This is a genomic window from Streptomyces sp. NBC_00271, from assembly GCF_036178845.1.
GTDB lineage: Bacteria > Actinomycetota > Actinomycetes > Streptomycetales > Streptomycetaceae > Streptomyces.
Window position 1 is genome coordinate 9,518,284 of the sequence record NZ_CP108070.1, and the last position, 17,556, is coordinate 9,535,839.

A 17,556-nucleotide genomic window follows, 5' to 3' on the forward strand; every position below is an offset into this window, starting at 1 on the left:
GGACCCGGCGGAGACCTCCGACCGCACCCCTCTCGTCGCTCGGTGCCGCTCCCGCGTGAAGTCCGGCCCTACACGAATGGTCTTTCCATGTACGGATACGTGAGTGCGTGGCGGTCGCCGGTGCGTGGGCAGGGTCAGCATGTCCTCGTGGTCGCCGACGGCCCCGACATCACCGAACTGCTCTCGACCACACTGGAATTGGCGGGCTATCACGTCAAAATCGCGGCTGGCGCAGCCGAGTTGACGGCCCAGCTCGCCGAGCACCACTTCGACCTGGTGGTCCTCGACGCGATGATGACCGACCTGGGCGGCATCCCCCGCAGACACCGGCTCGTGCCCACCGGGCGACCGCCCGTGCTGTTCCTGACCGAGTGCGACTCCCTGGGCAGTCTCATCCCCGATCTGGGCCTGGGCGAGGTGGACTATGTCACCAAGCCCTTCCGGATCGCCGAGGTGCTGGCCCGGGCGCAGGTACTGCTGCGCGGCAGGGGCGCGGGGCGCGGGGACGGCTCGCCGAGCTACGGCGACCTGGTTCTCGACGACGCGGCCTGTCAGGCGCGGCGCGGACGGCGGGCGCTCGATCTGACCCCCGCCGAGTACCGGCTGTTGCGGCATCTTCTGGTCAACGCGGAACAGGTGTTCTCGAAGGACCAGATCAGTCGGTACGTCTGGGGTGAGGTCCGTGCCGAGAACGCGATCGAGAAGCTCGTGTCCCGCCTTCGACGCAAGGTGAACCAGGAAGAACCGGCCCTCATCCACACCCGCCGGGGCTTCGGCTACTCGCGGCCGCTCGTACGGTCCTGCTGGCCGACGGCACGCGACTGTCGTACGACGGTCTGATCGTGGCCACCGGGGTACGCTCCCGCAGGCTCCCCGGCGAGGGTGCGCACGTACTGCGCACGGTGGACGACGCGCTCACCCTGCGGGAACGGCTGGGGCACGGGCGGCGACTCGTGATCGTCGGTGCCGGGTTCCTCGGCGTGGAGGCCGCCGCCGTGGCGCGCGGCATGGGCACGGAGGTCACGCTCCTCGAACCGGCCCCGGTTCCGCTGGCGCACGCGGTGGGCGAGGAGGTCGGGCGGGTGTTCTCGGCGGCCCACCTGGAGCACGGCGTCGATCTGCGGACCGGTGTGACCGTCACCGGCGTGACGGAGGACGGTGTGCGGCTCGCGGGCGGTGAACTCGTGGACGCCGACGAGGTGTTGGTCACGATCGGATGTGTGCCGAACACCGGGTGGCTCGAGGGCAGCGGCCTCAAGGTGGCCGATGGCCTGGTGTGCGATCAGTTCTGCGCGGCCGCGCCGGGGTGTACGGGGCGGGGGACGTCGCCCGCTGGTTCAACCCGTTGTTCGGTACGTCGATGCGGATCGAGCACCGGACCAATGCCGCCGAGCAGGGCGTCACCGCCGCCTACAACCTGCTCCACCCCGAGGCCCGCAGGCCCTTCGCCCCGATGCCGTACTTCTGGTCGGACCAGTACGACATGAAGGTGCAGGCGTTCGGCCATCTGCGCGGGCACGACGAGATCGTCGTGGTGGAGGGCGAGATGAGCGAGCGTCGGTTCCTGGCCATCTACCGCACCGGTGACCGGCTGGCCGGGGCGCTTGCGGTCGGGATGCCGCCGAAGGCCATGCGTCCCTGGCGGCAGGCCATTGCCATGGGCACCAGCTGGCACGAGGCGATACGGGCGTGGGCGTGGGCGACGGACGCCGATGCCAAGGAGATCGTCCACGGCGAACCGTCGTTCTGAGCACCGCCCGCGGGAGGGCCCGCGCGTCGCCACGCGGGCCCCGTCCGCCTGCGGCCTACGGCCTCGTCTCCATGGTCGTACCCGCCGAAGTGCCCGCCGAAGTCCCTGTCGAAGTGCCCGCGGACGTGCCCTCGGATGTGTCCGCGGGTGTGGACGGCTCCCCGGTCACCGGCGTCGACGGGCTGCCGGAGAGCGGGCTTCGGCGGGGCAGGCAGGCGGCGAAGCCGAAGGCGACCAGGGCGGCGCCGGAACCGATGGCCATGACCACCCGGAAGGCGTTCTCGGAGGGCAGGGCCACGGAGCCGAACGTGGTGGTCATCTGGGCCAGGGTGACACCCGCGACCGCGCTGGAGACCGATGTGCCGATGGACCGCATGAGTGTGTTGAGGCTGTTGGCCGCGGCGGTCTCAGAGACGGGCACGGCCCCCATGACGAGCGAGGGCATTGCGCCGTAGGCGAGCCCGACGCCGACCCCGATGATGCTGGAGACGAGGACGAGCTGCCAGATGGCGGACATCATCGTGACGCCGATGCCGTAGCCGGCGGCGACCACGAGGGCGCCGAGCATCAGCGTGACCTTGGGCCCCTTGGTCTTGGAGATCCGCGCGGACAGCGGTGCCGTCGAGGTGATCGCGAACCTCACCGGATGCAAGGTCACGATCCGCATCGAGGCGAAGGAACTCCGCGAGGGTGCCTGCCACACCGAGACCGGCGACTACCTCATCACGACGTTCCCCGAAGAGCGCTACAAGGTGACCTGGCTGGACAGCGCCGCGAGCTACGGCGACACCTGTCTCGTCGGCCCGTGCTGGGCGATCAGCGCGGAGCCGACGGTCCTCGAACCGCTGCGCGCGAAGGTCGGTGGAACCGTCCGGCGACTGCGGGATTCCAGTGCCACGACCGGGCCTTGACGAGGTCCCGCCCCCCGGGTGTGGCCTCCTCTCTCGCGTGACTCCTTCCGCGCGATCAGCCGGGGGGTTGGGGGGTGAGGCGGTGCAGGCCCTTGCGGTCGTAGTAGCGGGTCATGGCGAGGCCGAAGAGGAGGGCGAGGGCGGCGCCGACGGAGATCATGATCCAGGAGCGGGTGAGGCCGGCGTCGGCGCGGGCGTCGAAGAAGAGGATGGCGCGGACGCCGACGCTCAGTTGGCGCATGGGTTCGAAGTGGCTCAGGAAACGGTAGAAGCCCGGCACGGCTTCGAGGGGGACGGTGGAACCGGAGGAGGGCAGGCCCAGGACGATGAACACGAACATGGAGACGAGCTGGCCGATGCCCCCGAAGGCGGCGTTGATGGCCTGCACGCCCAGGCCGACGGCCAGTGACGCGCAGTAGGAGTAGATCCACAGCAGCGGCAGGTGCGAGGCGTCCATGCCGAGGATCCCGACGGTGGCGATCATGACCAGGGTGGTGGTCAGGACGGTGATCCCCGCGGTCATGACCATCTTCAGCAGCAGCGTCTGGGTGCGGCTGATGGGCACGGTGGGACGGCGGGCGTGCCAGGGGCCGATCTCGTTGTCGGCGTAACCGAGGGCGGTGTCGACGCCGTTGCTGATGACGTTGCCGCCGAGGAACCCGGCGAGGACGAGGAGCAGGGTGTAGTAGAACGCGCTCAGTCCCAGACCGCTGTGGCCGCCGATCGGGTGGCCGACCTGGGTGGCGACGGCGACGGGGTCGGCCAGCACGAGGCGGGTGGTGGCGTCGGCCGCCGCGGTGGCGGGGGAATCCATCAGCTGCATGCCGATGTCCAGGGAGGCCTGCTGCGCGGCCTGTTGGGTGACTCGGCTCGCGAGGGAGGAGCCGAGACTGCCCATGCCGGGGTTGGTGAGCACCGTCAGAGTGGGCCGGGTGGTGGCGTTCGCGGTGGTGAGGGCGGCGGCGGTGGTCGTGAAGTCGGTGGGGACGACCAGGGCGCCGTAGATCTTGCCGGAGGCCAGTCTGTCCTGGGCCTCGGCGCGGGTGAGGGGTTGCCAGTCGGCTTTGCCGGAGGTGTCGGCGGTGACGGAGCGGGTGATCTGCGTGCCGAGGTTCGTGGTCTGCCCGGGCAGCGGTCTGCCCTGGTCGGCGTTGACGATGCCGATGGGCAGGTGGTGCAGTTCCCCGTTCGGGTTCACGATGCCGCCCATGTAGAGCAGTGACAGCAGGAACGCCAGCAGCCCGCACAGCACGGTCGGCACCAGCCACAGCTTCGGCCGGCGCAGAAGCACGGCGGCGCTCGCCCGGACGCGGGTGTCGTCGGCGGGGGGCGGGCTGTCGGCGGCCATGGCTCTCCGTGGGTGGGTGCGGCGCGGGACCTGCGTGGGCGGGTACGGGCGCCCGCACCAGGCCAGGATGGAGGCTGCGGCGGCGCGGCGGTCAGCGACGCGCCGCGCACACAACGCCATGGGGGCACCGCGCCTCCGGCTCAGCGCTGCGCGGCCCGGCGTTCACGCGCCCGCCCCCTCCGATCGCGGCCCGCGCGGGATGCCCAGCGCGCACACCGCGCCCACGAGGACGACCGCGACGCCGACCCACACCGCCGGGTGCAGACCGTCGATGAACCGCTGGGGCGTGCCCATGCCGCCGTGGGCGACGAAGACCGAGCTGAGGACCGCGATACCGAGGGCGCCGCCGATCTCGCGGACGGTGGTGTTGGCGCCGGAGGCCTTGCCTGCGTGCTCCTTGCTGACCGAGCCGAGGACGACCGCGGCCGTCGGGGCGAACACGAGGCCCATACCGACACCGGCGACGATCATCGGGGCGACGAGGGAGGAGTACGGGGTGTCGATGTCCGCGACCACGTTGATCCAGCCGAGACCCACGCCCTGGAGGAAGAGCCCGAGGGCCATCAGCCTGCCGCCGCCCACCCGGTCGGAGAGCAGTCCGGCGACGGGGGCGACGAACATGGGCATCAGGGTCCAGGCCAGGGTGCGCACTCCGGCCTCGAACGGCGTGCGCTGCGGCACGATCTGGAGGTACTGGGCGAGCAGGAACAGCGAACCGAAGACGCCGAAGTACATCGCCGCGGAAACGACGTTGGTCAGGGTGAAGGCCCGTACCCGGTAGAACGAGAGCGGCAGCATCGGCTCGGGAACCCGCGCCTCCCAGGCCACGAAGACGGCGAGCAGCACCGCGCCCCCCAGGAACGCCCCCAATACCTTCGCCGATGTCCAGCCGTCCGTGTCGCCGTGCACGATGCCCCACACCACGGCGCACAGTCCGGCGGCGGCCAGCACCATCCCGACCAGGTCGAGGCGGACGCCCGGAAGCGAGCTCTCGCGCAGGGTGAGCAGGATGAGGGGTACGGCCACGACGCCCACCGGCACGTTGATCCAGAAGATCCATCGCCAGTCCAGCCCGTCGACCACCGCGCCACCGACCACCGGGCCCATCGCCACCGCCAGCCCGCTGATGCCCGACCACAGACCGAGGGCGAGGCCGCGCAGCCGCTCCGGCACGGCCTGGGAGAGCAGGGTCAGCGACAGCGGCATCACGGCCGCGGCACCGAAGCCCTGGACGGCGCGGTAGCCGATCAACTGCGCGCTGCTGTCGGCCAGTCCGCAGCCGGCGGAGGCCAGGGTGAAGACGACGATGCCGATCACGAAGACCCGCCGGCGCCCGAACCGGTCGCCCAGGGCGGCCCCCGTCATCAGCAGACAGGCGAAGCTGAGCACGTAGGCGTTGACGAACCACTGGAGCTGCTGGGTGGACGCCTCCAGGTCCACGGCCAGGGTGCGCAACGCCGTGGAGACGACGAGGTTGTCCAGCGCGACCATGAACATGGGCACGCTGCACGCGACGATCGCGAGCCACAGGGGCACCCTTCGTCGCTCGCGCGCCGGGTCGACCGAAGGGTCGTCCAGGGCCGGGCTTTGCTCGGACAGCGTCATGACGGTATGTCTCCTTGGGCGATGAAGAGTTGGTGCGGGGGAGGGGCGGGAGGAGCGGGGGAGTGTCAGGTGGTGCCGGGTCCGGCGTCGGAAGGTCCGCGCGCGCCGGTGGCGTCCGCGCGCTCCTGCTCGGCGAGCCGTCGCCGGGCGTCCGCCCAGTCGAGGGGGAGTTGCGAGGCCGGAAGCTCCCAGAACGTGAAGATCGAGCCGCTCGTCGTGGACCGCAGCCCGGTCATGATCGAGCGGTGCGGTTCGGTCCTCGCGTATGTGTAGAGGGCCCGCTTGTCCTCCCAGGCCGACAGCGTCCAGAAGGTGCGCTTGAGCGGCTGGGCGACGAGCGTGGCGCCGTACGCGCCGGGTGCGCCTTTCACCTGTTTCCACGCGGCCAGGGACCGCAGGAAGAAACGCGGTACGTCGCGGAAGGAGCGAACCTCGAAGCGCGAGGCCATGACGAACGCCCGGGAGTCCGGTGCGGGCGCGTTGACGGTGGTCCAGGGGAGCGTGGGCACGGTGGCGCCTTCTTCCACAGAGGCAGGACGACGGGCGGAGGCGCAGGGGAGCGCTCAATGGACGGAGATCCAGGGGAGCGCGCATTGGATACCTCCGCTATCCATGTTAGACAGTAGAGGTATCCAATGACCAGAGCGGAGCCGACCCGATGCGTATGTCCGAGCTGAGCCGCCTCAGTGGCGTCTCCGTCACGACGATCAAGTACTACCTCCGTGAGCAGCTGCTCCCGGCCGGCCGGCAACTGTCGGCGACCCAGGCCGAGTACGACGGGAACCATCTGCGCAGGCTGCGCCTGATCCGCGCGCTGACCGGCGTCCGGGGGCTGTCCGTCAGCACCACCCGGGAGGTCCTGGGAGCTCTGGCGGAGCACACCGGCGACACCCATCGCCTGCTCGGTCTCACCCTCGGTTCGATCGGGCCCGCCGAGGAATCCGCGGAGGACTCCACTGAACGGGCCGAAGTCGACGCGCTCGTCGAGGAGTTGGGCTGGGACGTCCACAAGTCGGCGCCCGCGCGGGAGACGCTGGCCGAGACCCTGGGCTCGCTGCGCGGCCTGGGCGTCCCGCTCGACCGGGGCGCGCTCGTGCCGTACGCCCGGCTGGCCGAAGGCGCCGCGGCGCTCGACCTCGACCAACTGGACGGAATCGACGACCCGTTGGAACTGGCCGAGCGCGCGCTGCTGCTCACGGTCCTGCTCGAACCCGCGCTGATGGCGCTGCGCCGCATGGCCCAGGAGAACGAGTCGGCGCGGCGCCACGGGGGCGGTCACCGATGATCGGGCGGCTGCCGTTGAGCGGACGGCCGCCATGGGGCGGACGGCCGCCATGGGGCGAACCGAGTGATGCGGGTGGCGCTGACCGGGGAGCTCCGATCAGGCGGTGGTCGCGATCAACGCGGGTCTTCCGGGAGGCAGTTGAGCAGGGCGTTCAGGCCGTCGTGGTCGAGGACGGAGACGCCCAGGGCCACGGTCATCACGGCCAGCAGATGCACGGCCCCCGGGAGGTCCGCGTCGGCGGCGCGGGTCAGGGCCTGCGTGTCGCCCGCCGCCCAGGCCCGGACCGCCTGCCCGAAGACGAACTCGTAGTGTGGGGGAGCCGCCGTGGCCGCCTGTTCGGCGGCCCGGCCCACGTCACGGGCCGCGGGCTGGGCGGTCAGAGTGAGGCGCAGGGTGACGTCCATGACGGCACAGAGGTGGGTGTACGTGTCGTCGAGGGCGGAATCGTCCAGGGTGTCCAGGGCCGAGCCGACGGCCCGCGCGTCGCCGTCGGTGTACCCGCGCAGGAGGAGCAACGCGGTGTGCCGGGCGGGGTGGGGGCCGGTGATCCGGTCGTGGGGCGACGGAACGGAGGGATGGTGCGACACGCGGTGGACTCCTTCGGCGGGCAGCCCGAACTCCGGACGGTCCACCGCTGAGCTGCACCTGACCGTGGACTGCGGCCGACCCTAGTGAAGCCCGTCGGCCACCGCGTCCGACCGGCGTCCGATCCCGCATACGGAGATCGGACTACGTCCGATCGCGTACGGCGCCCTTCTTCGGACCTCCGGCGTCACCGCCCGCGGTCGTTTGGTTGACGTCTCAAGTGGGATGACCTAGGGTCAAAGTTGAATGTTCAAGTTAATAGGCCTCACCCCGTAAGCCGGAGCACCCTCACCCACGTAAGGACCGGCATGAACTCCCTCCTTGATCCCGAGGTGCCCGCCGGAGCGTACGACCGGTTCCTGATCGACGCGCTGCCGCGAGCCCGGTCCCAGCGCGCGTGGACGCCCGCGGACGGACCGCTTCCCGCTCTGTACCTGAGCCACGGCGCGCCCCCACTGTTCGACGACGGACCATGGCTGTGGGAACTGTTCGAGTGGGCCCAGTCCCTGCCGAAGCCGAAGAGCGTCCTGATCGTCTCCGCGCACTGGGAGGCGGCGCCGCTGAGCCTGTCCGCCCCGGCGGCGCACACCCCGCTCGTCTACGACTTCGGCGGCTTCCACCCGCGCTACTACACGATGACGTACGACACCCCCGACGCGACCGCCCTCGCGCACCGCGTGGCCGGGACCATGCCGGACGGCGAGTCGCTGTACCAGCACCCCTCCCGCGGTCTCGACCATGGGGCCTGGGTGCCGCTGATGGCCATGTACCCCTTGGGTGACATCCCGGTGCTTCAGCTCAGCCTGCCCACCCACGACCCCGGCCGGCTCCTCGAACTCGGCGCCCGGCTCGGCCCGTTGCGGGAGGAGGGCGTCCTCGTGATCGGCTCGGGGTTCATGACGCACGGGCTGCCCTTCCTCACCCGCGCGATGCTGACGAAGGGCGAAGTCCCGGGCTGGTCCTCGGACTTCGACACCTGGGTCGCCGACGCGCTCGCCCGCGGCGACGTCGACGAACTCGCGGCCTTCCGGACCAGGGCGCCCGGAATGCCGTACGCCCATCCGACGGTCGACCACTACATCCCGCTGTTCGTCACGCTGGGCGCCGCCCCGAGCGCCGACCGGGCGGTGCACACCACCGTCGAGGGTTTCATGATGGGCTTCTCCAAGCGGTCCTTCCAGACCGCGGTGTGAACCCTTGAACCCCTCCGTACCGACACACACACCGCTTCCACGTCAACGGAGTTGAGACATGAACGACCGTGCCGACCGGACCATCGACGCCCTGCGCGGCGGACACGACTACCTGACCGCCGCGGTGCACGGGCTCGCCACCGCCGACCTCACCCGGCCGTCCGGGGCGTCGGAGTGGGACGTGTCCCAGGTCCTCAGCCACCTGGGCAGCGGCGCGGAGATCGGCCTCGCCTCCCTGGAGGGCGCGCTGCACGGTACCGGGCCCAGGGACGGCGACTTCAACAAGTCGGTGTGGGCGCGCTGGGACGCGATGTCCCCGGTCGAGCGCGCCGAGAACTTCGTGACCGCCAACGAGGCGCTGGTGCGCGCATACGAGGCTCTCGACCCGCGGGCCCGTGCCGAACTCCGGGTCGACCTCGGCTTCCTGCCCGCGCCCGTGGACGTCGCGACGGTGGCGGGTCTGCGGCTCGGCGAGTTCACCCACCACACCTGGGACGTGGAGGTGGCCTTCGACCGTACGGCGGTCCTGGCGCCCGCCGCGGTCGAGCCGCTCCTCGACCAGGCCGGACTGCTCATCGGCTTCCTCGGCAAGGTCGAGGCCCTCGGCGGGCGGCAGGTCCGCCTCGCGGTCCACACCACCGCTCCCCGGCGCGCGTTCGGGCTCGACCTGGTCGACGCGGTCGCGCTCACCGACGAGCCGGCCGAGCCCGACGCCGTTCTGAGCGCACCGGCCGAGTGGTGGCTGCGGCTCGTCACCGGCCGCCATGCCGCCACCCACACCCCGGCCGAGGTGACCCTCAAGGGCGACACCCTCACCCTGGACGACCTGCGACGCGTCTTCCCCGGGTTCTGATCCGCCGGTCCATCCCCTGAGGGGCTACTTCCCCGGCCCCTCGGGGGCCACATCGCCACCCTCGACCTGCCCGGAGTCCGCACCGGGATGCGGCGAGGGTGGCAGCAAGTCGTGCAGGGCCTCGTAGCGCTGCGCGCAGGCCGTCTGTGCGATGGCCTGCGAGACGGCGTCGGCCAGCGGGCCCGTGGACTCGCGCAGCAGCCGACGCGCCTTGTCCGTGAGGACCACCTCGATACCGCGCCGGTCACCGCACGCCGAGCGTCGTGTGATCAGTCCCGCGTGCTGCAGACACGCCACCTGATAGGTCAGCCGCGTCTTGGGGCGGCCCAGCAGTTCCGCGATCTGGGTCATCCGCAGGCTGGATCCGGGCTGGTCGGCCAGCAGGCACAGCACCAGGAACTCGTCGTGTGAGACGTCGAGCGTGTCCTTGACGCGGGCGCGCAGTTGCTGCTCGATCGCCCCGGCCGCCGCCAGGAGACGCATCCAGGCCCGAAGCGGGGCGGGCAGTAGCTCACCGTCGCCCGACGGCTCGCGTTCGGGCAGGTCAGCGGGGGCGGAAGGGTCGGCCATAGTGTCACAGTCTACCGGTTGTCCAAATTTGAAGAACCGGCTAGCGTGGAGTCATCCAAATTTGGATGACCGCCTTGTCCCCACAGTCCCCGTGTGCCGCGCGCCCCGTGCGTCGCGCACCCCTGTGCACTGCCCGTAACCGTCTGGAGAACTCTCATGACCGTCGCCGTCGAAACCGGCCTGTGGCAGCTCGACCCCGCCCGTACCACCGTCGCCATCAAGCACAAGACGATGTGGGGCATGGTCACCGTGAAGGGCACCTTCACCGGAGTCGCCGGAGAGGGCGAGGTCCAGCCCGACGGGACCGCCCGCGGCACCATCACCCTGGATGTCGCGTCCCTGGACACGAAGAACGCCAAGCGGGACAAGCACCTCCGCTCCGCCGACCTCTTCGACGGCGACCGCCACCCCACGATCACCTTCGCCGTCCGCGACGCCGTCCTCGGTCAGGACGACACCGTGGAGATCAACGGGCAGCTGACCGTGCGCGGCATCAGCCGGCCGCAGCCCGTCACCGGCCGGGTGACCGGGGCGAGCGCCGACACCGTCACGCTCACCGCGGAGTTCACGGTGGACCGCGACCAGTTCGACATGGGCTGGAACCAGATGGGCATGATCCGCGGCCTGACGACCGTCACCGGCACGCTCGTCTTCACCCGCGCCAAGGGCTGAGCCGACGCGGCGCCGGGGCCCGGGCCTAGGCCCTACCGGCCCCGGCGACCTTGGCGTACGCGGTCAGCGCACCTTGCCGTGGAAGGCCGGGTGGGCGTCGAGCCGACGTACGTAGTCGCGGAGCCCACCGTACGGGGAGAGGGACTCCGTCGGGCCGAGTTGGGTCAGGGCCACCCAGAGGTCGACGTCCGCGGCCGTCAGCTCGTCGCCCAACGCGTAGACGCGCGAGGTGAGTTGCCGGTCCAGCGACTGGAGTGCCGCCGTGCGCGCAAGCGGCGGCGCGGCGGGGGTGACGTCCCGGTCGAGGAGTTCGCGCAAGGCGTCGATGTCCGCGATGAGGGCCGGTGGGTTCAGCCGGGGGAGGCGGGCGTCGCTCTGGCAGACCGGCAGCCCGGCGAGGTCACGCAGGATGTCCGGCGTGTGGTTGCTCACGATCCGCCCGCTCCAACGGTCGCACAGCGCGGGCGCGGTGAGCGGGCCGTCGTAGTGGTGCCAGGTGGCCTCGTACGCGCCGCGCAGTGCGGCGAACGCATCGGGTGTCTCGGCGGGAAGCGTCAGCAGCGTGGTGGCGACCGAGTCGTGGAGACCGAGCAGCTCCAGGGTGACCGAGATGCGCAGCGAGCGCGGACAGCCCTCGACGAGGTACAGCTGATAGCGGTGCGGCGCCGGGTAGAAACCGCCGGCCAGGCCGACGCCGATGCGGCTGCGGATGCGGTGGGGGCGAGGGGCGGCGAGCGAGACTGTCTTGGGCATGACTCTCCAGGCAACGTCGAAGCCCCCGCGGCCCGTTGGGCGGCGGTGGCGGAACGGAGTGACTGCGCTGACGTACGGGCCGGTCCGGATCGTGGGACGTGCCTGACCGGACGGACCGCGTGGACCAGTACGCGCTGGACGGACCGCCTGGACTAGTACGCGCTGGAGACCCGCTGCAGATCGATGTGCAGGCGCCTGGTCAGACCGTTCGCGCTCCTCCTGGCCATTCCCATCGCTCCCGTGTCCGGGGCTCGCGAGAGGCGAGACCACGCTTGCCCCGCCGCACCGGCGGGACCCGGTCGTCACCCGGGGCACCCCGTCGCGGTGGAAGGGTTGCCTGTCAGCGGGCCGGGGCCGATAACCGCGTCGAACGGGAGAAACCCGCACGACGGGCGCTGACAATCGTGACCGTCCCCGTCAGTCTCGGTGCGGTCCGCGGAGCAGTCAAGAAGGCATATGCGCGGTCTCACCACGTGGTCATTCCGGCCGGGGCGCGTTGACATTCGTTTGGGGCCATGCCTAACTTACGCCGCATCGGACCGGATCGATTCCGGTGCGTTCGAGGCCCAGCGGGGCGGAATGGTGACGGTGAACGCGATGTACGCAGCTGACGGGACGACCGCTTCGCGGCGCCACGGCTGCCCCGCCGCCGCACTGTGTTGTAGCTCCCGCGGCGCCCGCTGTCTCTGTCAGGGCTGACCGCTTACGCCTTCCGCGGCGTTGAACGTCCGCACGGCTCGACCCCTTTCGCCCGCCGCCCTGTCGGCGTGCCGTCGGTGAGCCTCTCCTCCCTCCGTACCCCCTGACATCCGTCTGTCCCCGCGCGCACCGCCGTCGTACGGGCCGGCGGCGGTGTGTCCGCATTCGTTGGAGCCCTCCATGAGTGAATCCCTGGGCTCCGCCGTGCCGTTGAGCACGACGGAGCCCCGCCCGGCCGCGGCACAGCGCGTGCTGCCCCTGCGCCACCCCGGCCGCTGGATCGCCTCGGCGATCGTGCTCGTCGTGGTCGCCCAGATCGTCCACGGGCTGGCGACCAACCCCTTCTTCCAGTGGGACCGGTTCCAGTACTGGTTCCTGCGTCCCACGATCCTCGACGGCCTGCTCATCACCCTCGAAGTGACGCTCTACAGCGCCGTGTTGGGCCTGCTCGGCGGCATCCTGCTCGCCCTGGCCCGACTCTCCGAGAGCCCCGTGCTGCGCGCGGTGAGCTGGGTCTACATCTGGCTGTTCCGCTCGGTGCCGCTCATCGTCGTCCTGCTGTTCCTCTACAACTTCAGCGCGCTCTACAAGACGCTGAGCCTCGGCGTCCCCTTCGGCCCCGCCTTCTTCACCTTCGACGAGTCCCGGCTCGCCACGGACATGGTCGTCGCGGTCGTCGGACTGAGCCTCAACGAGGCGGCGTACGCGGCGGAAGTGGTCCGCGGCGGCATCCTCTCCGTCGACCAGGGCCAGCACGAGGCGGCCTCCGCACTCGGTCTGCCCAAGAGCTACCAGTTCACGAGGATCGTGTTCCCGCAGGCGCTGCGCTCCATCACCCCGAACTACGTCAACCAGCTGATCGGCCTGATCAAGGGCACCTCGCTGGTCTTCTACGTCTCGCTGCTCGACCTCTTCGGCTCGGTGCAGAGCATGGGCTCCACCTACCCCGGCGACATCGTGCCGCTCCTGCTGGTCGCCACCGCCTGGTACCTGATCCTCACGAGCGTCGTGTCCGTCATCCAGTTCTACGTCGAGCGGTACTTCTCGCGGGGCGCGCTGCGCTCCCTCCCGCCGACCCCGTTGCAGAAGGTCCGCACCGGTCTGCGTGACCTGCGGGCCCGGGTCCGCAAGGAGGCGGCGATATGACCGGCGAGACGCTCGAGATCCGACCGGCCGCCGTCGAGGTGCGCGATGTGCACAAGTGGTACGGCGCCCAACGCGTGCTGAACGGAGTGGAGTTGACGGTGCGGCCCGGAGAGGTCACCGTGATCCTCGGCCCGTCCGGCTCCGGCAAGTCCACCCTCCTCAGGGTGATCAACCACCTGGAGAAGCCCGAGATCGGCCATGTCAGCCTGAACGGCGAGCTCATCGGCGTACGCCGACAGGGCGAGAGGCTCAAGGAGCTGACCGAGCGGGCGATCCTGGCCCAGCGCGGCCGGATCGGGTTCGTCTTCCAGAACTTCAACCTGTTCCCGCATCTGACGGTGCTGGACAACGTGGCGGCCGCGCCGGTGGCGACCCGACGGCTGAAGCGGCCCGAGGCCAGGGAGCTCGCGCGCACCCTCCTCGACCGCGTGGGTCTGGCCGACAAGGCCGGCGCCTATCCACGCCAGTTGTCGGGCGGCCAGCAGCAGCGGGTCGCCATCGCCCGCGCCCTCGCGCTGCGGCCCGGAGTCATCCTCTTCGACGAGCCGACCTCCGCCCTCGACCCCGAGCTGGTCGGCGAGGTTCTCGCCGTCATCAAGGACCTGGCCACCAGCGGCACCACGCTCGTCATCGTGACCCACGAGATCGGCTTCGCCCGCGAGGTGGCCGACCGGATCGTCTTCCTCGACGAAGGCCGCGTCGTCGAACAGGGCTCGCCCACCGAGGTGTTGGACCACCCGACGCACGAACGGACCAGGGACTTCCTGAGCAAGGTCCTCTGAACCTCCCGCCCCCACCGCACCTTCCCCCACCGCGCTTTCACCCATCACGCCTTCCCCACCACACGGTTCACTCACGAGCATCGGACAAGGACAGCCATGCGCACCCTCACCCTCCGCAGCAGACTCCTCCGTGGCCTCACCGCCTCCACCGCCGTCGCCGCTCTCGCCGCCGGACTCGCCGCCTGCGGGGGCGAGAGCGACGCCGCCGCCACCACCTCCGACAGCGCGGCCGCCGGCACCGTCACCGTGGGCGCGCTCTCCAACGGCGCCGCACGGCAGACCGACCTCAAGGTGTCCGAGGTCAAGTCCATCAGCGCCGAACTGCCCAAGTCCGTCGCCAAGAGCGGCAAGCTGGTCATCGGCGTCGGCGCGCTGCCCGCCGGGTTCCCGCCGCTGGCGTACGTCGGCCAGGACCAGAAGACCCTCACCGGTGCCGAACCCGACCTCGGCCGACTGGTCGCGGCCGTCCTCGGACTGAAGCCGGAGGTGAAGAACTCGACCTGGGAGAACCTGTTCGTCGGCATCGACAGCGGCAAGGTCGACGTCGCCTTCACGAACGTCACCGACACCGAGGAACGCAAGAAGAAGTACGAGTTCGCCTCCTACCGGCAGGACAACCTCGCCTTCGAGGTGCGGAAGAAGAGCACCTGGAACTTCGCCGGCGACTACGAGAACCTCGCCGGCAAGACCGTCGCCGTGGGCGCCGGAACCAACCAGGAGAAGATCCTGCTCGAGTGGAAGGCAAAGCTCGCGAAGGAGGGCAAGAAGCTCAACGTCAAATACTTCCAGGACAACAACAGCGTCTATCTGGCGCTGTCCAGCGGGAAGATCGACGCCTACTTCGGACCCAACCCCGGTATCTCGTACCACATCACCCAGACGGCGAAGACGCCCAACCCGACCCGTAACGCGGGCAAGTTCTCCGGCGCGGGCGCGACCCTCCAGGGCCTGATCGCGGCCACCGCGAAGAAGGACAGCGGGCTGGCCAAGCCGGTCGCCGACGCGATCAACCACCTCATCAAGGACGGTCAGTACGCCAAGTGGCTCGCCGCCTGGAACCTCTCCAACGAGGCCGTCAGCACCTCGCAGATCAACCCGCCCGGCCTCCCGCTCGACAACTCCTGACCGCTTCCCGGAGGTCCGACACCACCATGTCCACCGTTGCCCGACCGACCCCGCCGCAGAGCACGGCGACACCCCACATCCTGGACAACGCCGCCTGGGCCGCGCTGACCGGCCCGCACGCCCACCTCGCCGAGCGCGTCGGCAGCGCCGCCCGCTACCCCCTGGACGTCTCCCCGTTCACCGCCCTCGCCGACCCGGCCGACCCGCGCGCCTGGGACGACCTCGCCGCGCTCGTCGGCCCCGGCACCGTGACCCCCGTGACCGGGGCGAAGTCGGCGCCCCAGGGCTGGGAAACGGTCCAGCACGGCCAGGGCGTACAACTGGTCGACACCGCGCTGCGCGCCGAGCCCGCCCCCGAAGCGGTGCGGCTCGGGCCCGACGACGTCCCCGACATCCTGGACCTGATCGCCCTGACCGAGCCGGGGCCCTTCCTGCCCCGCACGGTCGAACTCGGCACCTACCTCGGCATCCGGCACCGCGGCCGACTGATCGCGCTGGCCGGCGAACGGTTGCGACCGCCCGGCTGGACGGAGATCAGCGCGGTCTGCACCGCCCCGGACCACCGCGGCAAGGGCCTGGCCACACGACTGGTCCGCGCGATCGCGGCCGGCATCAGGGAGCGCGGAGACACCCCCTTCCTGCATGCCTCCGCGACCAACACCGGCGCGATCCGGCTCTACGAGTCGATCGGTTTCACCCTGCGCCGCCGCTCGGACTTCCTCCTCGTCCGAACTCCGGGCGCCGAGCAGGAACAGACGGCGTAGGCGGGCCGTTGTGTTGAAGAGGTTCACGATGTCGGCGCGGCCACAGGCCCGCCGGGACGCAAGGGCGGAGGTGAGGGACGTGCGAGTCGGGTCCGATCTCCGCGTCATGGTGCTCACCCCGCGCCGCCGTGTACGTCTCTACTCCCGGCCGCACATCGATCTGCAGCGCGTGGCCGGCGCGCTCTGTCGTCCCTGACCTGTCACCCCGCCGCCACGCCCTCCGCGTAGAGGGCCGCGCTCTCGTACGGTCGACCAGGAAGGCACCCCCTCCGTGTCCGCATCATCTTCGCTGCCCGTTTCCTCCCCCTCGTCCCCCCATCTGCACCTCGCCGTCGCACTCGACGGCGCCGGCTGGCACCCGGCCGCCTGGCGCGAGCCGGTGGCCCGCCCCCGTGACCTGCTCACCGCCGGGTACTGGACGGACCTGGTCACCGAGGCCGAGCGCGGTCTCCTCGACTTCGTCACCATCGAGGACGCCCTCGGACTCCAGTCCTCGCACCTCACCGAGCCCGACAGCCGCACCGACCAGGTCCGCGGGCGCCTGGACGCCGTCCTGATCGCCGCCCGCGTCGCCCCCCTGACCAGCCACATAGGACTGGTCCCGACCGCCGTCGTCACCCACACCGAGCCCTTCCACCTCTCCAAGGCGATCGCCACCCTCGACTACGTCAGCACGGGCCGTGCGGGCGTACGGGTGCAGGTGTCGGCCCGCGCCTACGAGGCCGCGCACTTCGGCCGCCGTACGGTGCCGCCGCTGCGCATCGAGGACCTCGACAGCCCGGCCGTGCGGGAGCTGACGACCGACCTCTTCGACGAGGCCGCGGACTACGTGGAGGCGGTGCGCCGGCTCTGGGACAGCTGGGAGGACGGCGCGGAGATCCGGGACGTCGCCACCGGACGCTTCGTCGACCGCGACAAACTGCACTACATCGACTTCGAGGGCAAGCACTTCAGCGTCAAGGGCCCCTCGATCACCCCCCGCCCGCCGCAGGGCCAGCCGATCGTCAGCGCCCTCGCCCACGCGACCGTCCCCTACCGGCTGGTGGCCCGGGCCACCGACATCGGTTACGTCACCCCGCACGACGCCGGCCAGGCCCGTGCCATCGTCGAGGAGATCCGCGCCGAGCAGAGGGCGGCCGGCCGCGCCGACGAACCCCTGCATGTCTTCGGCGACCTCGTGGTGTTCCTGGACGACGACCCGGCCGCCGCAGCGGCCCGCCGCGAGCGTCTCGACGCCCTGGCCGGATACCCGTACACCGGCGATGCCCGGATCTTCACCGGCTCGCCCGTCCAACTGGCCGATCTGCTCCAGGAGTTGGCGGAGGCAGGGCTGTCCGGCTTCCGACTGCGTCCCGCCGTCCTCGGCCACGACCTGCCCGCCGTCACCCGGGGCCTCGTGCCCGAACTCCAGCGCCGGGGCGTCTTCCGGCAGTCGTACGAGTCCGACACCCTGCGCGGGCTGCTCGGCCTCTCCCGCCCCGCCAACCGCTACGCCGCCACCGCCTGAGCCGGAGG

The 17,556-nt window shown here is 70.9% G+C and carries 20 protein-coding genes, 1 pseudogene and 1 riboswitch; of the genes and pseudogenes, 13 read left to right on the plus strand and 8 right to left on the minus strand.

The window, feature by feature from the left end; genetic code table 11:
- Positions 1-87 precede the first annotated feature (87 nt).
- Positions 88-840 (plus strand): response regulator transcription factor, encoded by a 753-nt coding sequence (locus OG798_RS43260; RefSeq protein WP_328758810.1) that lies wholly within the window; start codon positions 88-90, stop codon positions 838-840.
- Positions 786-1,750 (plus strand): annotated as a pseudogene (locus OG798_RS43265) (NAD(P)/FAD-dependent oxidoreductase); the annotation flags it as partial. The gene OG798_RS43260 and the pseudogene OG798_RS43265, both read left to right, overlap by 55 nt.
- 55 nt (positions 1,751-1,805) lie before the next feature.
- Here the strand turns inward: OG798_RS43265 and OG798_RS43270 are convergent.
- Positions 1,806-2,393, minus strand: coding sequence for an MFS transporter (locus tag OG798_RS43270; RefSeq protein ID WP_413254805.1), 588 nt, complete (start codon positions 2,391-2,393; stop codon positions 1,806-1,808).
- Between OG798_RS43270 and OG798_RS43275 the strand changes: the two genes are divergently transcribed.
- A complete protein-coding gene (locus tag OG798_RS43275; RefSeq protein WP_323138770.1) occupies positions 2,377-2,661 on the plus strand; it encodes a hypothetical protein in 285 nt (94 codons plus the stop codon). The genes OG798_RS43270 and OG798_RS43275 overlap by 17 nt on opposite strands.
- A 55-nt stretch (positions 2,662-2,716) precedes the next feature.
- Here the strand turns inward: OG798_RS43275 and OG798_RS43280 are convergent, their stop codons facing one another.
- The 3 genes from OG798_RS43280 to OG798_RS43290 form a co-directional block, all read right to left on the minus strand.
- Positions 2,717-4,009: a YhgE/Pip domain-containing protein gene (locus tag OG798_RS43280; RefSeq protein ID WP_267063511.1), complete on the minus strand. Its 1,293-nt coding sequence runs from the start codon at positions 4,007-4,009 to the stop codon at positions 2,717-2,719.
- Between the two features lie 162 nt (positions 4,010-4,171).
- Entirely contained in the window at positions 4,172-5,614 is a 1,443-nt protein-coding gene (locus tag OG798_RS43285; protein WP_267063512.1) for an MFS transporter, read from the minus strand.
- A 65-nt stretch (positions 5,615-5,679) separates the two neighbouring features.
- Positions 5,680-6,123: a DUF3291 domain-containing protein gene (locus OG798_RS43290; protein ID WP_267063513.1), complete on the minus strand. Its 444-nt coding sequence runs from the start codon at positions 6,121-6,123 to the stop codon at positions 5,680-5,682.
- Positions 6,124-6,272: 149 nt separating this feature from the next.
- Here OG798_RS43290 and OG798_RS43295 point away from each other — a divergent pair, with 149 nt between their 5' ends.
- On the plus strand, positions 6,273-6,899 hold the full coding sequence (locus tag OG798_RS43295) for a MerR family transcriptional regulator (protein ID WP_267063514.1): 627 nt from the start codon (positions 6,273-6,275) through the stop codon (positions 6,897-6,899).
- Between the two features lie 113 nt (positions 6,900-7,012).
- Here the strand turns inward: OG798_RS43295 and OG798_RS43300 are convergent, their stop codons facing one another.
- A complete protein-coding gene (locus tag OG798_RS43300; RefSeq protein WP_267063515.1) occupies positions 7,013-7,486 on the minus strand; it encodes a hypothetical protein in 474 nt (157 codons plus the stop codon).
- Between the two features lie 306 nt (positions 7,487-7,792).
- On the opposite strand from OG798_RS43300, the gene OG798_RS43305 reads away from it, so the two are divergent.
- Complete coding sequence (locus tag OG798_RS43305; protein ID WP_328758811.1) at positions 7,793-8,677, plus strand: dioxygenase family protein; 885 nt, start codon at positions 7,793-7,795, stop codon at positions 8,675-8,677.
- Between the two features lie 58 nt (positions 8,678-8,735).
- On the plus strand, positions 8,736-9,530 hold the full coding sequence (locus OG798_RS43310; RefSeq protein ID WP_328758812.1) for a maleylpyruvate isomerase family mycothiol-dependent enzyme: 795 nt from the start codon (positions 8,736-8,738) through the stop codon (positions 9,528-9,530).
- A 24-nt stretch (positions 9,531-9,554) separates the two neighbouring features.
- On the opposite strand, the gene OG798_RS43315 is transcribed toward OG798_RS43310, so the two are convergent.
- Positions 9,555-10,100, minus strand: a complete 546-nt coding sequence (locus OG798_RS43315) for a MarR family winged helix-turn-helix transcriptional regulator (protein ID WP_095851512.1) — start codon at positions 10,098-10,100, stop codon at positions 9,555-9,557.
- A gap of 156 nt (positions 10,101-10,256) precedes the next feature.
- On the opposite strand from OG798_RS43315, the gene OG798_RS43320 reads away from it, so the two are divergent.
- Positions 10,257-10,772 (plus strand): YceI family protein, encoded by a 516-nt coding sequence (locus OG798_RS43320; protein WP_328758813.1) that lies wholly within the window; start codon positions 10,257-10,259, stop codon positions 10,770-10,772.
- A gap of 63 nt (positions 10,773-10,835) precedes the next feature.
- On the opposite strand, the gene OG798_RS43325 is transcribed toward OG798_RS43320, so the two are convergent.
- Entirely contained in the window at positions 10,836-11,525 is a 690-nt protein-coding gene (locus tag OG798_RS43325; RefSeq protein ID WP_328758814.1) for a glutathione S-transferase C-terminal domain-containing protein, read from the minus strand.
- 152 nt (positions 11,526-11,677) lie between these two features.
- Positions 11,678-11,758: a putative leader peptide gene (locus OG798_RS56750; RefSeq protein ID WP_413253671.1), complete on the minus strand. Its 81-nt coding sequence runs from the start codon at positions 11,756-11,758 to the stop codon at positions 11,678-11,680.
- Positions 11,759-11,788: 30 nt separating this feature from the next.
- A riboswitch (SAM riboswitch) is annotated at positions 11,789-11,935 on the minus strand.
- 469 nt (positions 11,936-12,404) lie between these two features.
- On the opposite strand from OG798_RS56750, the gene OG798_RS43330 reads away from it, so the two are divergent.
- The 6 genes from OG798_RS43330 (at position 12,405) to OG798_RS43355 (ending at position 17,548) form a co-directional block, all read left to right on the plus strand.
- Positions 12,405-13,370 (plus strand): amino acid ABC transporter permease, encoded by a 966-nt coding sequence (locus OG798_RS43330; protein ID WP_328758815.1) that lies wholly within the window; start codon positions 12,405-12,407, stop codon positions 13,368-13,370.
- Positions 13,367-14,152, plus strand: a complete 786-nt coding sequence (locus OG798_RS43335; RefSeq protein ID WP_121414309.1) for an amino acid ABC transporter ATP-binding protein — start codon at positions 13,367-13,369, stop codon at positions 14,150-14,152. The genes OG798_RS43330 and OG798_RS43335 overlap by 4 nt, the downstream gene beginning before the upstream one ends.
- A 96-nt stretch (positions 14,153-14,248) precedes the next feature.
- Complete coding sequence (locus tag OG798_RS43340) at positions 14,249-15,277, plus strand: ABC transporter substrate-binding protein (RefSeq protein WP_267063520.1); 1,029 nt, start codon at positions 14,249-14,251, stop codon at positions 15,275-15,277.
- Between the two features lie 26 nt (positions 15,278-15,303).
- Complete coding sequence (locus tag OG798_RS43345; RefSeq protein WP_267063521.1) at positions 15,304-16,041, plus strand: GNAT family N-acetyltransferase; 738 nt, start codon at positions 15,304-15,306, stop codon at positions 16,039-16,041.
- Between the two features lie 106 nt (positions 16,042-16,147).
- Positions 16,148-16,237 (plus strand): putative leader peptide, encoded by a 90-nt coding sequence (locus OG798_RS43350; protein WP_323138250.1) that lies wholly within the window; start codon positions 16,148-16,150, stop codon positions 16,235-16,237.
- Between the two features lie 75 nt (positions 16,238-16,312).
- Positions 16,313-17,548, plus strand: coding sequence for an LLM class flavin-dependent oxidoreductase (locus OG798_RS43355; RefSeq protein WP_257037107.1), 1,236 nt, complete (start codon positions 16,313-16,315; stop codon positions 17,546-17,548).
- Positions 17,549-17,556 lie beyond the last annotated feature (8 nt).